Raw genomic sequence first — 14,285 nt, forward strand, 5'->3', positions numbered from 1 at the left:
CACGTTCGAGTGAAAAACCGTTGATTGCTTGTCGTGATCATGCACCTGGGTGTATGGCGACCCTCGAAGCGGAGTGGCAATTCAGCTCAATCCGGTACGCTTCTTGGCTGGAGTCGAGGTTCGGCCCGTGGGTCCCCCAGTCTGCCACTCGCCTCCCCGTCAACCAGGCACCGCCCTCGTTTTTTTCTTGTGCCGTGCCGGTACGGATTCGGGCGTCACGCGGCCCCGCCGCCCCCCTGGTGCGACGCGTTCCGTGTGCGCGACACGCGCGACACGCGATAGGGCGCAAATTGCGGCCGAACCCCAGATGTAGTGGTTGGATTGGATCCGCAGCCCAGAAGTTGTGGTCCCCGGTCCAACTCGGTCGTGGTCATCGCCTATGCTTGGGGCTGCTTCGAGAGACGTGAACCAGCCTCTCGGGGCTATCGAGTCGTGCCGTGAAGGAGGGTTGGGAGTTCATGCACTGCCCCTTCTGTAGGCATCCCGACAGCCGTGTCGTCGACAGCCGCACCACCGACGACGGCACGTCGATCCGCCGGCGCCGTCAGTGTCCGGACTGCTCCCGTCGTTTCACGACGGTGGAGACGTGTTCGCTGATGGTCGTGAAGCGGAGCGGGGTGACCGAACCCTTCAGCCGCACCAAGGTCATCAATGGCGTACGCAAGGCGTGTCAGGGGCGTCCGGTCACCGAGGACGCCCTCGCCCAGCTCGGCCAGCGGGTCGAGGAGGCGGTGCGCGCCACCGGAAGCGCCGAACTGACCACGCACGACGTGGGCCTGGCCATACTCGGCCCGCTTCAGCAGCTGGACCTCGTTGCCTACCTGCGGTTCGCGTCCGTGTACCGGGCGTTCAACTCGCTGGAGGATTTCGAGTCGGCGATCGCGGAACTGAGGGAACAGACGCCCGGCGCCGAAACGGACGGCGCGGACGAAGAGCGCACACAGAGCGAGTGCGGGCCCGGAGGGACTGTAGAAGTCCCGGTGCCCGCCCACGCCGCCGACTGACGGCCACGGGCCGGGCGGCGGCGACCCCAAGACCTGTTGCGGGCGGCAAGAGCGGCGGCCGCAACACAAGACAGACACCGTGCACGGGAAGATCCGGGCACTTTAGGGCGTTTTAGCCCGATATATGGGAGGCGGCATGACAGAGACGGCGAGCGGCCCGGCACGAGGCTCCCGAGCCAAGGGTGCCAAGGCCAACAAGGGTCTGCGTGTCGAGCGCATCCACACCACCCCCGGCGTGCACCCGTACGACGAGGTGGAATGGGCGCATCGTGACGTCGTCATGACCAACTGGCGCGACGGCTCGGTCAACTTTGAGCAGCGTGGCGTCGAGTTCCCCGAGTTCTGGTCGGTGAACGCGGTCAACATCGTCACCAGCAAGTACTTCCGGGGCGCCGTCGGCACCCCGCAGCGCGAGGTGAGCCTCAAGCAGCTCATCGACCGCATCGTGAAGACGTATCGGAAGGCCGGCGAGGACCACAAGTACTTCGCCTCGCCCGCCGACGCCGAGATCTTCGAGCACGAGCTGGCGTACGCCCTCCTGCACCAGATCTTCAGCTTCAACTCGCCGGTGTGGTTCAACGTGGGCACGCCACAGCCCCAGCAGGTCTCCGCCTGCTTCATCCTGTCCGTCGACGACTCCATGGAGTCGATCCTCGACTGGTACAAGGAAGAGGGCATGATCTTCAAGGGCGGCTCCGGCGCCGGCCTGAACCTCTCCCGCATCCGCTCCTCCAAGGAGCTGCTGTCCTCCGGCGGCAACGCCTCGGGTCCCGTCTCCTTCATGCGCGGTGCCGACGCCTCTGCAGGAACGATCAAGTCGGGTGGCGCCACGCGCCGCGCGGCCAAGATGGTCATCCTCGACGTCGACCACCCCGACATCGAGGGCTTCATCGAGACCAAGGTGAAGGAAGAGGAGAAGATCCGCGCCCTGCGCGACGCGGGCTTCGACATGGACCTGGGCGGCGACGACATCACGTCCGTCCAGTACCAGAACGCCAACAACTCGGTCCGCGTGAACGACGAGTTCATGAAGGCCGTCGAGTCCGGCTCGAAGTTCGGCCTGCGCGGCCGCATGGACGGCGAGGTCATCGAGGAGGTCGAGGCCAAGTCCCTCTTCCGCAAGATGGCCGAGGCCGCCTGGGCCTGTGCCGACCCCGGCATCCAGTACGACGACACCATCAACCAGTGGCACACGTGCCCGGAGTCCGGCCGCATCAACGGCTCGAACCCGTGCAGCGAGTACATGCACCTGGACAACACGTCCTGCAACCTCGCCTCGCTGAACCTGATGAAGTTCCTCAAGGACGACGGTCTGGGCAACCAGTCCTTCGAGGTCGAGCGCTTCGCCAAGGTCGTCGAGCTGGTCATCACCGCGATGGACATCTCCATCTGCTTCGCGGACTTCCCGACGCAGAAGATCGGCGAGAACACCCGCGCCTTCCGTCAGCTGGGTATCGGCTACGCGAACCTGGGCGCCCTGCTCATGGCGACCGGCCACGCCTACGACTCGGACGGCGGCCGCGCCCTCGCCGGCGCGATCAGCTCGCTGATGACGGGTACGTCCTACAAGCGCTCGGCCGAGCTCGCCGCGGTCGTCGGCCCGTACGAGGGCTACGCGAAGAACGCCACGCCGCACCAGCGCGTCATGAAGCAGCACGCCGACGCCAACACGGCGGCCGTCCGCATCGACGACCTGGACACCCCGATCTGGGCCGCCGCCACGGAGGCCTGGCAGGACGTCGTCCGCCTCGGCGAGAAGAACGGTTTCCGCAACGCTCAGGCGTCCGTCATCGCCCCGACCGGCACCATCGGTCTCGCGATGTCCTGCGACACCACCGGTCTTGAGCCCGACCTCGCCCTGGTCAAGTTCAAGAAGCTGGTCGGCGGCGGCTCGATGCAGATCGTCAACGGCACCGTGCCGCAGGCCCTGCGCCGCCTGGGTTACCAGGAGGAGCAGATCGAGGCGGTCGTCGCCCACATCGCCGAGCACGGCAATGTGATCGACGCCCCGAGCCTCAAGCCCGAGCACTACGAGGTGTTCGACTGCGCCATGGGCGAGCGTTCCATCTCCGCGATGGGCCACGTCCGCATGATGGCGGCCATCCAGCCGTGGATCTCCGGCGCGCTCTCCAAGACGGTCAACCTGCCGGAGACGGCGACCGTCGAGGACGTCGAGGAGGTCTACTTCGAGGCCTGGAAGATGGGCGTCAAGGCGCTCGCCATCTACCGCGACAACTGCAAGGTCGGCCAGCCCCTCTCCGCCAAGAAGAAGGAGCAGGAGAAGACCGAGGTCACCGAGAAGACCGAGGCGACGATCCGCGAGGCCGTCGAGAAGGTCATCGAGTACCGCCCGGTCCGCAAGCGCCTCCCGAAGGGCCGTCCCGGCATCACCACCTCCTTCACGGTGGGTGGCGCCGAGGGCTACATGACCGCCAACTCCTACCCGGACGACGGTCTCGGCGAGGTCTTCCTGAAGATGTCGAAGCAGGGTTCCACCCTCGCGGGCATGATGGACGCCTTCTCCATCGCCGTCTCGGTCGGCCTCCAGTACGGCGTGCCGCTGGAGACCTACGTCTCGAAGTTCACCAACATGCGCTTCGAGCCGGCCGGCATGACGGACGACCCGGACGTGCGGATGGCGCAGTCGATCGTCGACTACATCTTCCGCCGCCTGGCGCTCGACTTCCTGCCCTTCGAGACGCGCTCCGCGCTCGGCATCCACTCCGCCGAGGAGCGTCAGCGTCACCTGGAGACGGGTTCCTACGAGCCGAACGAGGACGAGGTCGACGTCGAGGCCCTGGCCCAGTCGGCGCCCCGCGCCCAGGAGTTGAAGGCCGTCGAGACGCCGAAGGCCGGGGACGCCACCGCGCAGTCCGTGCCGCAGCAGGCGCACACCAGCGCCGAGCTCGTCGAGATGCAGCTGGGTATCCAGGCCGACGCCCCGCTCTGCTTCTCCTGCGGCACGAAGATGCAGCGGGCCGGCTCCTGCTACATCTGCGAGGGCTGCGGTTCGACCAGCGGCTGCAGCTGATCCGACGGAACGTCCGATCCGGCTGAACGCCTGAACTGAGGGGCGGCGGAACCATCACGGTTCCGCCGCCCTTCGGCGTAGTCACCCGGGACCCGCCGCGGCCCCGCCGGATGTGCCTACAGAGCGCCCATCGCCCCGGCGAACGCGTTCAGATCGCCGTCGTCGAAGCCCCGCACCGCCTCGTGGAACACCCACTCCCCGTCGACGCCCCGGGTGAACTCCGCGACCGTGGTCGCAGAGGCGCCGGAGACCACCGCGAAGTCGTGCAGCGACAGGTCGGTGTAGCCCTCTCTTATACGTACTGCCGTGTTCGGGATGTCAGCGAAGACCTTGGCGCGGCCGGTCGCTTGCTCGTCCTGCTGGATGGCCACTCCCACGACCACGCGCGCGTACGAGGGCGCGAGCCGCTCCAGTTCGAGCGTCATGACCTCGTCGAAACCGAAACCCTGCCCGGTCCTGCTGTCCCTGTTGAGCGTGATGGTCCCGTCGGGCGAACGGCTGTCGAAATGGACGATGTACGCGGGGCTGCCGTGCGGGTCGTCCTCCGTGTACGCCGCGGCGATCAGGTCCAGGTCGTGGGGAGCCGAACCCATCGGGCTCGGGTCCCACTTCAGACCGATCTCGATCTTCTCGATTCCCTTGCGGAGGCTGCTCACCGAACTCCCCCTCCTCGGTGCGATGTTGAGTGCTACGGATACGCTACGTGGTCCCACTGACAACAACACGACCATCCCCGCAGAGCGTCTCGACCGTGGGTTCGGGACCACCGCGGCAGATGGACGGCGCGCCGTACGATGGCGCGGTGCTGGTCAAGTGGATTCGTTGCACTGTGGTGGACCGTCGGGGTTTCGAGCGGGGACAGCGGAAGTGGGCAGGGCTTCTGGGAGAGCCGGGTTTCCGAGGTCAGGGTGGAGGCTGGAGCAGGCAACGGGCCGATGTGGCCCACGTCTTCGGCTTCTGGGAGAGCCGTGCCTTCTACGACTCCTTCATGGCCCGCTCCCACGACCGGCTCGCGGCCGCACAGTCGGGGACGTTCAAGAACATCCAGGTGAAGCTCTTCGACCATCGCTTCGATGTGAAGACCGGGTTCGAGCCGCGGTTCACGGACGCGGACGTCGTGCGGGTGGCGCACTGCACGGTGCGCGCCGATCGGGCCGAGCACTACACGTTGATGCAGCAGAAGGTGTGGAACCCGGCGATGGCCGGCTCGCCCGGCATGGTCCGGGGGCTGTTCGGTGACGCCCCAGGAGACGAGTTCCTGGTCCTCTCCATGTGGCGCTCGGCGGCCGAGCACGGCAAGTACCAGGTCGACCGGGTGGAGCGGCTTTCGGTGCGCGCCCAGACGGATGTCGACATCGCGGCCGTCACCGGGGACATCGTGGAACTGGAGTCGACCTGGACGGTCTGAACGTGTGACCACGCGCGCGTTGCACGTCCGTCGACCGCTGTGATCCACGCTGCACAGCCCGCACGGGTGCTCGAACCCGCCCGGCGATCTAGGGTCGTGTGCATGGCACGACCGCGGCGCATCGTTCTTGTCCGGCACGGCGAATCCGAAGGCAACGCCGACGACACCATCTACGAGCGCGAGCCCGATCACGCCCTGACGCTCACCGACAAGGGATGGCGCCAGGCCGAGACCACCGGCGAGGACCTCCGGCGGCTCTTCGGACGGGAGCGGGTGAGCGTGTACGTCTCGCCGTACCGGCGCACCCACGAGACCTTCCGTGCCTTCCGGCTCGACCCCGATCTCGTACGCATCCGAGAAGAACCCCGGCTCAGGGAGCAGGACTGGGGAAACTGGCAGGACCGCGAGGACGTACGGCTGCAGAAGGCGTATCGCGACGCCTATGGGCACTTCTTCTACCGCTTCGCCCAGGGGGAGTCGGGGGCGGACGTGTACGACCGGGTGGGCGCGTTCCTGGAGAGCCTGCACCGCAGCTTCGAGGACCCGGACCATCCGCCGAACGTCCTGCTCGTGACGCATGGGCTGACCATGCGGCTGTTCTGCATGCGCTGGTTCCACTGGTCCGTCGCGGATTTCGAGTCGCTGTCGAACCCGGGGAACGCGGAGATGCGGTTGCTCGTTCTCGGGGAGAACGGAAAGTACAAAATGGACCGCCCGTTCGACCGCTGGTGCGAACCGGAATCGTACGGAGTCACCGGATAGAGTGGCAGGGCGATGACCGCTGACTCCTCACCCGACGGGCGCTTGAACCGCGCCCTGTCCAGCCTGCGCGGACTCTCCGTGGGAGACGCGCTGGGATCACAATTCTTCGTCCCCGCGAACTATCCGCTGCTCAAGGCCCGCGCGCTGCCGGACGGCACATGGCAGTGGACCGACGACACCGAGATGGCCGCCTCGGTGGTGTCCGTCCTGGCCGCTCACGAGCGCGTCGACCAGGACGAGCTGGCGCGAGCGTTCGCGGAGCGCCAGGACGTCGACCGCGGGTACGGCCCTGCCGTGAACCGGCTGCTGCAGCAGGTCCGGGAGGGTAAGGACTGGCGGACCCTGGCCTCCGCGCTGTTCAACGGCCGGGGATCGTGGGGGAACGGCGCGGCGATGCGGATCGCGCCGCTCGGTGCCTACTACGCAGACGACCCCGAGCAGGCCACGCATCAGGCCGAGATCTCCGCCTACCCGACGCACCAGCACCGGGAGGCCGTCGTGGGTTCGATGGCCGTGGCGGCCGCTGCCGCTCTGGTGGCCGATCCCGCAGGTCCTCCCACGCCGCAGGACCTGCTGGACGGAGTGATCTCGCTCGTGCCGCGCAGCGCTGTGGGAGCCGGCCTGCGCCGCGCCAAGGACATGCTCGACTACGGGGACGCGTCCACGGTGGCGGCGGTCCTCGGCTGCGGCCGGAGGACGACCGCGCACGACACCGTGCCGTTCGCCGTCTGGTCGGCGGCGCGAGGCCTCGGTGACTTCGAGGGGGCCTTCTGGAGCACGGCCCAGGTCGGCGGCGACATGGACACGACCTGCGCGATCGTGGGCGGCATCGTCGCCTCCGGCGCGGACGGGGCGCCCTCGGCCGAGTGGCTCGGGCGGACCGAGCCACTGCCGGCCTGGGCGCCGACCACGTAGGGCACAGCACAGGTCCGGGGGGAGTGCGTGCCCTTCAGACCGAGGCCCCGGGCTTCCCGCTCAACGCCTCCAGGTCGCTCTTGCGTACCTGGATGATGAACAGAGCGATGAGCGCCGCGACCACGGCCAGCGAGGCGGCCGCTATGAAGGCGTTGCTGATGCCGTGGGCGAGCACCGAGTCGTTCCACGGAGCGGGCAGCCGGTGAGTCCTGGCGAACTCGGCCTTCTGTTCCGGTGAGCCTTCGGCGAGGAACTTCGGGATCTGTTTCTTGGCCTCGCTCTCGCTGGCGCTGCTGAAGACCGTGGTGAGGACCGACAGGCCGAGGGCGCCGCCGACCTGCTGTGTGGTGTTGAGCATGCCGGACGCCGCACCGGACTCGCTGTCGGCTATGCCGGAGACCGCGGTCAGGGTCAGCGTGACGAAGTTCAGGCCCATGCCGAAGCCGAACAGGAGCATCGGGCCGAGAATGCCGCTGAGGTAGGAGCTGCTGGGGTCGATGAGTGTCAGCCAGCCCATGCCGGTGGCGGTCAGCAGGCTGCCCACGGTCATGAAGGGTTTGGGGCCGAGCCGAGGCAGCAGGTTCGTGGCTATCCCGGCGCCGAGCACGATGGCGGCGGTCACCGGGAGGAAGGCGAGACCGGCCTTGATCGGACTGTAGTGCAGCACGTTCTGCACGAAGAGCACGATGAAGAAGAACATGCCGAACATCGCTGCGGCGAGACTCAGCATCATAGCGTAGGTGCCGGACCTGTTGCGGTCCCTGAACAGCTTCAGGGGCGTGATCGGCTGGCTGGTGCGCCTCTCGATGGCGACGAAGGCGATCAGCAGGACCGCGGCCGCACCGAAGGACGCGATGGCGAGGCCGTCGCTCCAGCCTTCGGAGGCGGCACGGATGAATCCGTACACGAGGGCGGCCATGCCGAGGGTCGAAGTGAAGGCGCCCGGCAGATCGAACCGGCCGGGGTGGCGCTGCGACTCCTTGATGTAGCGAGGGGCGAGGAGTGCGATCAGTACGCCTATGGGTACGTTGACGAACAGCACCCAGCGCCAGTCCAGCCAGTCGGTGAGCATGCCTCCTGCGAGCAGCCCGACGGCGCCGCCACCGGCGGAGACGGAGGCGAACACCCCGAACGCCCGGTTCCGCTCGGGCCCTTCGGGGAACGTGGTGGCGATCAGGGCCAGCGAGGTGGGTGACGCGATCGCGCCGCCGACGCCCTGAAGCGCGCGGGCCGCGAGCAACTGCCAAGGTTCCTGGGCGAAGCCGCCTAAGAGCGATGCGAGGGTGAACAGGGCGATACCGGTGATGAACATGCGGCGGCGCCCGAGCAGGTCGCCGGCCCGGCCGCCCAGGAGCAGCAGTCCGCCGAAGGTGAGCGCGTAGGCATTGATCACCCAGGTCAGGTTGTTGGTGGAGAAGCCCAGCTCCGTCTGGATATGTGGCAGGGCGATGTTCACGATGGTGGCGTCGAGCACGACCATCAGCTGGCATGCGGCGATCACCGTCAGCGCGATGCCGGGTCGGGGTGGGCGCGCGGTGGTGCGGGGCTTACTGGGCGGAGCCGGATGTGCCTGGATCTGATCCTGTGTCACGAGCGATCCCCCATGGGCATGATTAGAGAACGGTCACGTTCCCTGTGCGGGATCGTAGCGCCCCCGTCATAGTGAACACAAGCGTTCTTTAAGGGAGTTGGGAGCGCGCGGGAAGAACATCGCCGTCGACCCATCGAAAGGAAGGGGTGAAGCCTGAGATGCTCGGTGGTGGCTCCCCATCAGTGCACGTGAGCGTGTGCTGAGCTCGCTGCCGCGCGTCCGAACCGCTCTCGGACGGCTCAACGGAGAGATGATGATGGTTAGTTCACGTCGGACGGTCGCCCCCGCTCAGGCGGCCTCCGCGCTTCGCAGGCGTGGCCCCGTGCTCGAACGGGCCATTCTGGAAGCGGCGTTGGATCAGCTCAGTACGGTCGGCTGGAACGGCCTCACGATGGAAGGCGTCGCCGCGGGCGCACAGACGGGCAAGGCCGCGGTGTATCGGCGCTGGCCCTCCAAGGAGGACCTCGTCGTCGACGCGCTCCAGGCGGGACTGCCCGCGTTGGACTCGGCGCCGGAGTGCGGAAGTGTGCGCGAGGACCTGCTGGAGCTGTGCCGCCGGTTGCGGGCGGCCATGTACTCGCGGCCCGGCTACGCGCTGCGCGCGGTGCTTCACGAATGCGACACCCTCACCGCCGAGCGCTTCCATAGTGTGATCACCGAGGGCGTCATCGAGCCCAGTGTCGAGCTGGTCAAGGAAGTCGTGCGTCGCGGTGTCGAGCGAGGCGAGGTGCGCCCGGATGTCGACGAGGCGAGCGTGTGTGACGTGATTCCGGCGCTGATGATGTACCGCTCGAAGGTTTGCGGAAGCGAATGGGGGGAGGGGGATCTGGTGGAGATGATCGACCACGTGATGATCCCGTTGTTGCGCCGCCAGACGTCTTGATGGCGAGCCGGGTGTCGCGACGGTACTCGGGCGGCGTACGCTGTCTGCCGCCATGCCGTACGAAGCACCCACCCACACCGTCGAGCGCTCACTGCGCGCCACTACCGGTGCCAAGATCATTGCCGGTGTCGACGAGGTCGGTCGCGGCGCTTGGGCCGGTCCCGTCACCGTCTGCGCCGCCGTCACCGGGCTACGTCGTCCGCCGGAGGGCCTCACCGACTCCAAGCTGATCAGCCCCAAGCGCCGCGAGACTCTCGCGGTCGAGCTGGAGAGCTGGGTGTCCGGGCATGCCCTCGGGCACGCTTCACACGAAGAGATCGATGCCCTGGGGATGACGGCAGCCCTCCGGCTCGCCGCCGTGCGCGCCCTCGAGGGCCTGCCGGTGCGGCCGGACGCGGTCATCCTGGATGGGAAGCACGACTACCTGGGTGCCCCCTGGCAGGTTCGTACGGTGATCAAGGGGGACCGTTCCTGCATTGCCGTCGCCGCGGCGTCGGTGATCGCCAAGGTCCGCCGCGACAAAATGATGGCCGAACTGGGCATCGACCATGCAGACTTCGGGTTTGCGGCGAACGCCGGATACCCGTCGCCGGTGCATCGCGCCGCGTTGGAGGAACGGGGGCCCACCCCGTACCACCGGCTTTCGTGGGCGTATCTTGATGCGCTGCCCCAGTGGCGGCACCTCAAGAAGGCCCGCAGTTGGGCGGACGTCGGCGTTCCGGAGATCGAGGGCCAGCTCGGCTTCGACTTCTGACCGCCACGCTCGCACTGACGTGCCACCCGTTGACGCGAGCCGCACCTGCGTTTTGATAGATATCAGCTCATGCCTCTCAGTCCCGAGGAGCCTCAGATTCCCGAGAGTGCCCAGGGTCCCCGCGCCACGCCCGCCAGCGGCCGTACAGCGTCGACCCCCCGCCCCGTACCCGGCCCGCGTCCCGCGGCGCCACCGCGACCCGGACGTCCGGGTCCCTCCAGGCCGATGCCGCCCGCGCAGCGAACCTCGCGCGAGTCGGCGGGTGCCCACAAGCCGGGGCCGAACGCCCCTGCCGCCACGCCGACTTCGGCCTCCCAGCCGCAGATCCAGCTCATCCCGGCCTCGGCCGAGGGCGCGCTGGACGCCGCGGAGGAGGCCCTCGACATGCTGCTCGACTCGGGCCGCGCGCCCGGCGACGTCCTGGTGGTCACCACCGGGGACCCGCACCCGTGGGCGGCCCACGAGCTGTCCTTCGGTGAGGACTCCTACTGGGCGCAGCACGACGCGCGTGACGACGTCTTCTACGCCGATGCCTCCGCCCTGGGCCGCGCGGCGTCCCGCCCGGTGGTTGTCGTCGCCGTGAACGGCGGAGCAGGCGAGGTGGCCACCACAGCGCTGCCGATCGCGCTCGGCCGGGCCGGTGCGCTGCTCGTCGTGTGCGGTGACCCGGAGCGCATCAACTCGTTGCTGGGCGCCGGGGTCTGACGCGCCGCTTGCCGGCTGCCCGCACCGCGAAGCGGTGTCCGGGGAGTCCGGCAGGCGGGTGCGCGACGGCCGCAGTGCCGTTCAGCGCGCAGCGGCGCGGCGGAGCACCTCCGTCGCGGCGCCGCCGGTGCGCGGCGCCGACGGCTCCTCGGCACCCAGGGCCTCGGCCACTGAGCCCATGCTCGGGCGCCGACCGGCCCTGCCCTCTCCGAGTACCTGCCAGCCGTCCCGCGTCATCGTGATGTACGCGCCGCAGCGCAGGCCGTGCAGGGTGCACGCGTCACGCAGTCCCCACATCCAGGCCCCGTCCTCTTCTGTCCAACGGGTGTCCCCCTCGCGGCAGTACAGCATCACCGCGGTGTGCACCGGCGTGCGTCGGCGCAGGTCGTGCGGGATCACCCGGCGCAGCTGGAACAGCAGGGCGTTGCGGAACGTCCAGCCGTCGGTGGTGCTCTCGCGGCGCACGAACGAGGCGCTGGCCCGCAGTCGCTCGTCGGGGTCGAGCACGGCTATGACGACGGTCTGTGGGATCGGTCGGTGGCGGGTGTGCAGCCCGCTGACGACCTCGCGCGGGTTGCGCAGCAGTGGGATGCCGGCTGCCGCCCACTCCGCGGGATCGAGCAGCCTTGTCGGTCGGTTGACGGAATCGGCGGACCTCTCGGCGCGCATCAAGGACGCGGACATCGATGCCACCGAGGACGGAGCGAATCCGAAGGTCACGGTCCTCCCTTCGGCTACACGCCCACACTGAGGGCGGGGTCGGACTGGGGAGCGCACCGCGACACAGCTCTACCGTCCACCGGATCACGGGGAGCCGCGCGGGGAGCAGCTCCAATTCTTCCCGTCGTAGTGGCAGACGGCAACGAGCAATTGGGACCGCGTTCCTGTATCTGACGATGCGTCGCCAATATCCCTGCCCAAAGGTTGGATCGCTACGCGTTCCTCAGCCCTGTACCGCCAGGACCAGTGGCAGCACGCCCTCGGCTCCCGCCCTGCGTAGCAGCCGGGTGGCCATGGCCAGCGTCCAGCCGGTCTCCGTGTAGTCGTCGACGAGCAGAACCGGGCCACCCGCGCGCGCGAGTGCCTCGGACAGCTCGGCCGGGAGCGTCAACGTGCCGTCGAGGGCGCGCAGTCGCTGTGCGCTGTTGCTGCGCGGAATGTGTGCGGTGTCGCTGCCGGGCGCGTACGAGATGCTGCCGAGTAGCGGCATGCGGCCGACCTGTGCGATGCCGGCGCCCAAGGACTGGATGAGCTGCGGGCGGGTGTAGGACGCCATCGTCACCACGCCCACGGGGCGCGGCGAGGCATCGGCGGAACCGGACGCCCAGCCGCCCGGCCCCTTGGCCCAGTCGGCGAGCACGTCGACGACGGCTCCCGCGACGTCGTCCGGCACCGGTCCGTCCGGGGCCTGCGGAGCGAACATGGGGCGCAGCCGGTTCCCCCAGCCGATGTCCGACAGACGACCGAGCGCCCGCCCGGTCCCGGCCTGCTCTCCCGCGGGAATGCGGCCCTTGAGCTCGATGCCGACGGCCGCGAGGCCGGTGGGCCACATCTTCCTGGGCTCCACCTCGACGCCGGGGCGTCCGAGTTCACCGCGCGCCGAGTTCAGTGCCTCGGGCGAGACGGTGTCGGAGAACCGCGGCGTCGCGCAGTTGTCGCAGCGGCCGCACGGGGCCGCCTCCTCGTCGTCGAGCTGACGGCGCAGGAACTCCATGCGGCAACCGTTCGTCGTCGCGTAGTCCCGCATCGCCTGCTGCTCGGCCTCGCGCTGCTTGGCGACCCATGCGTAGCGCTCGGTGTCGTAGATCCAGGGCTGCCCGGTGGCGATCCAGCCGCCCTTCACCCGGTGCACCGCGCCGTCCACGTCGAGGACCTTGAGCATGGTCTCCAGGCGTGAGCGGCGCAGCTCCACCAGGGGCTCGAGCGCGGGCAGGGAGAGCGGCCTGTCGGCCTGCGCGAGCACGTCCAGCGTGCGCCGCACCTGCTCCTCCGGAGGGAAGGCGAGCGAGGCGAAGTAGCGCCAGATCGCCTCGTCCTCCTTGCCGGGCAGGAGCAGCACCTCCGCGTGATCGACGCCACGCCCGGCACGGCCCACCTGCTGGTAATAGGCGATCGGCGAGGACGGGGAGCCCAGGTGGACGACGAACCCGAGGTCCGGCTTGTCGAAGCCCATGCCGAGCGCCGACGTGGCGACCAGCGCCTTCACGCGGTTCGCCAGGAGGTCCTCCTCGGCCTGCTGCCGGTCGGCGTTCTCCGTCTTCCCTGTGTACGAGGACACGGTGTGGCCGCACTGACGGAGATAGGCCGTGACCTCCTCGGCCGCGGCGACGGTGAGGGTGTAGATGATCCCGGAGCCCGGAAGGTCGTCCAGATGGTCGGCGAGCCAGGCCAAGCGGTGTGCGGCGTCCGGCAGCCGCAGGACCCCGAGACTGAGGCTCTCGCGGTCGAGCGGGCCGCGCAGCACCAGGGCGTCCGAGCCGGATCCGGTTCCGAGCTGTTCGGCCACGTCCGCCGTCACACGAGAGTTGGCAGTCGCCGTCGTCGCCAGGACGGGAACGCCCTGCGGAAGCTCGGCCAGCATCGTGCGCAGGCGGCGGTAGTCGGGCCGGAAGTCGTGCCCCCAGTCCGAGATGCAGTGGGCCTCGTCGACGACGAGGAGGCCCGTGGCCGCGGCGAGTTGGGGCAGCACGTTGTCCCGGAAGTCGGGATTGTTGAGCCGCTCCGGGCTGACCAGGAGCACATCGACCTCGCCGGCCGCCACGTCGGCCCGCACGGTGTCCCACTCCTCGGTGTTCGACGAGTTGATGGTGCGGGCGCGAATGCCCGCACGCTCCGCCGCCTCCACCTGGTTGCGCATGAGCGCGAGCAGCGGGGAGACGATCACGGTCGGGCCGCCGCCGCGGTGGCGGATCAGCGCGGTCGCGACGAAGTACACCGCGGACTTGCCCCAGCCGGTGCGCTGCACGACGAGGGCCCGCCGATGGTCGGCGACCAGGGCCTCGATGGCGCGCCACTGGTCCTCGCGCAGTCTGGCCTTGCCGCTCGGATCGCCGACGAGACGGGCGAGAACGGTATCGGCGGCTGTCCGCAGCTCTTCGTTGCTCATGCCCCCATGCAACCCGATCGCACTGACATCACGCGAACGAGCTCGCCGACTGTGGACAACTCGTGTCGTGTCCCTGATCGAGGTTATCCACAGGCCAAACCGGAGTATCGCGTTCCGGGGCATGGT

12 protein-coding genes are annotated in these 14,285 nt (G+C 68.8%); 8 read left to right on the plus strand and 4 right to left on the minus strand.

Annotated elements, in window-relative coordinates:
- Positions 1-458: 458 nt before the first annotated feature.
- Together nrdR and OHA73_RS31435 are read left to right on the plus strand one after the other, a co-directional pair.
- Complete coding sequence (gene nrdR, locus OHA73_RS31430) at positions 459-1,004, plus strand: transcriptional regulator NrdR (RefSeq protein WP_266718929.1); 546 nt, start codon at positions 459-461, stop codon at positions 1,002-1,004.
- A gap of 136 nt (positions 1,005-1,140) precedes the next feature.
- Positions 1,141-4,035, plus strand: a complete 2,895-nt coding sequence (locus OHA73_RS31435; RefSeq protein ID WP_327656695.1) for a vitamin B12-dependent ribonucleotide reductase — start codon at positions 1,141-1,143, stop codon at positions 4,033-4,035.
- 116 nt (positions 4,036-4,151) lie between these two features.
- On the opposite strand, the gene OHA73_RS31440 is transcribed toward OHA73_RS31435, so the two are convergent.
- Positions 4,152-4,691 carry a TerD family protein gene (locus OHA73_RS31440; RefSeq protein ID WP_327656696.1) on the minus strand — a complete coding sequence of 180 codons (540 nt, stop codon included), beginning with the start codon at positions 4,689-4,691 and terminating at the stop codon, positions 4,152-4,154.
- 146 nt (positions 4,692-4,837) lie between these two features.
- Between OHA73_RS31440 and OHA73_RS31445 the strand changes: the two genes are divergently transcribed.
- The 3 genes from OHA73_RS31445 (at position 4,838) to OHA73_RS31455 (ending at position 7,120) form a co-directional block, all read left to right on the plus strand.
- The gene (locus OHA73_RS31445) at positions 4,838-5,443 is read left to right on the plus strand and encodes a YdbC family protein (protein WP_266718931.1); all 606 of its coding nucleotides are present in this window, start codon (positions 4,838-4,840) and stop codon (positions 5,441-5,443) included.
- A 102-nt stretch (positions 5,444-5,545) separates the two neighbouring features.
- On the plus strand, positions 5,546-6,205 hold the full coding sequence (locus tag OHA73_RS31450) for a histidine phosphatase family protein (RefSeq protein ID WP_266714950.1): 660 nt from the start codon (positions 5,546-5,548) through the stop codon (positions 6,203-6,205).
- 12 nt (positions 6,206-6,217) lie between these two features.
- On the plus strand, positions 6,218-7,120 hold the full coding sequence (locus tag OHA73_RS31455) for an ADP-ribosylglycohydrolase family protein (protein WP_327656697.1): 903 nt from the start codon (positions 6,218-6,220) through the stop codon (positions 7,118-7,120).
- Between the two features lie 34 nt (positions 7,121-7,154).
- Here the strand turns inward: OHA73_RS31455 and OHA73_RS31460 are convergent, their stop codons facing one another.
- The gene (locus tag OHA73_RS31460) at positions 7,155-8,696 is read right to left on the minus strand and encodes an MFS transporter (protein WP_327658556.1); all 1,542 of its coding nucleotides are present in this window, start codon (positions 8,694-8,696) and stop codon (positions 7,155-7,157) included.
- Positions 8,697-8,967: 271 nt separating this feature from the next.
- On the opposite strand from OHA73_RS31460, the gene OHA73_RS31465 reads away from it, so the two are divergent.
- The 3 genes from OHA73_RS31465 to OHA73_RS31475 all read left to right on the plus strand — a co-directional run bounded on the left by OHA73_RS31465 (position 8,968) and on the right by OHA73_RS31475 (position 11,053).
- Entirely contained in the window at positions 8,968-9,594 is a 627-nt protein-coding gene (locus OHA73_RS31465; RefSeq protein ID WP_327658557.1) for a TetR/AcrR family transcriptional regulator, read from the plus strand.
- A gap of 52 nt (positions 9,595-9,646) precedes the next feature.
- Complete coding sequence (locus OHA73_RS31470) at positions 9,647-10,348, plus strand: ribonuclease HII (RefSeq protein WP_327656698.1); 702 nt, start codon at positions 9,647-9,649, stop codon at positions 10,346-10,348.
- Positions 10,349-10,417: 69 nt separating this feature from the next.
- Positions 10,418-11,053, plus strand: coding sequence for a hypothetical protein (locus OHA73_RS31475; protein WP_327656699.1), 636 nt, complete (start codon positions 10,418-10,420; stop codon positions 11,051-11,053).
- Between the two features lie 81 nt (positions 11,054-11,134).
- On the opposite strand, the gene OHA73_RS31480 is transcribed toward OHA73_RS31475, so the two are convergent.
- On the minus strand, positions 11,135-11,773 hold the full coding sequence (locus OHA73_RS31480) for a hypothetical protein (RefSeq protein WP_327656700.1): 639 nt from the start codon (positions 11,771-11,773) through the stop codon (positions 11,135-11,137).
- Between the two features lie 223 nt (positions 11,774-11,996).
- The gene (locus tag OHA73_RS31485) at positions 11,997-14,159 is read right to left on the minus strand and encodes a RecQ family ATP-dependent DNA helicase (RefSeq protein ID WP_327656701.1); all 2,163 of its coding nucleotides are present in this window, start codon (positions 14,157-14,159) and stop codon (positions 11,997-11,999) included.
- Positions 14,160-14,285 lie beyond the last annotated feature (126 nt).

This window comes from Streptomyces sp. NBC_00483, assembly GCF_036013745.1.
Classification (GTDB): domain Bacteria; phylum Actinomycetota; class Actinomycetes; order Streptomycetales; family Streptomycetaceae; genus Streptomyces.

Bases quoted from the DNA above. Each gene is read 5' to 3' on its own strand.
- OHA73_RS31485 (WP_327656701.1), bottom strand. From the start codon at position 14,159: ATGAGCAACGAAGAGCTGCGGACAGCCGCCGATACCGTTCTCGCCCGT.
- OHA73_RS31465 (WP_327658557.1), top strand. From the start codon at position 8,968: ATGGTTAGTTCACGTCGGACGGTCGCCCCCGCTCAGGCGGCCTCCGCG.
- OHA73_RS31475 (WP_327656699.1), top strand. From the start codon at position 10,418: ATGCCTCTCAGTCCCGAGGAGCCTCAGATTCCCGAGAGTGCCCAGGGT.
- OHA73_RS31450 (WP_266714950.1), top strand. From the start codon at position 5,546: ATGGCACGACCGCGGCGCATCGTTCTTGTCCGGCACGGCGAATCCGAA.
- OHA73_RS31470 (WP_327656698.1), top strand. From the start codon at position 9,647: ATGCCGTACGAAGCACCCACCCACACCGTCGAGCGCTCACTGCGCGCC.
- OHA73_RS31435 (WP_327656695.1), top strand. From the start codon at position 1,141: ATGACAGAGACGGCGAGCGGCCCGGCACGAGGCTCCCGAGCCAAGGGT.
- nrdR (WP_266718929.1), top strand. From the start codon at position 459: ATGCACTGCCCCTTCTGTAGGCATCCCGACAGCCGTGTCGTCGACAGC.
- OHA73_RS31455 (WP_327656697.1), top strand. From the start codon at position 6,218: ATGACCGCTGACTCCTCACCCGACGGGCGCTTGAACCGCGCCCTGTCC.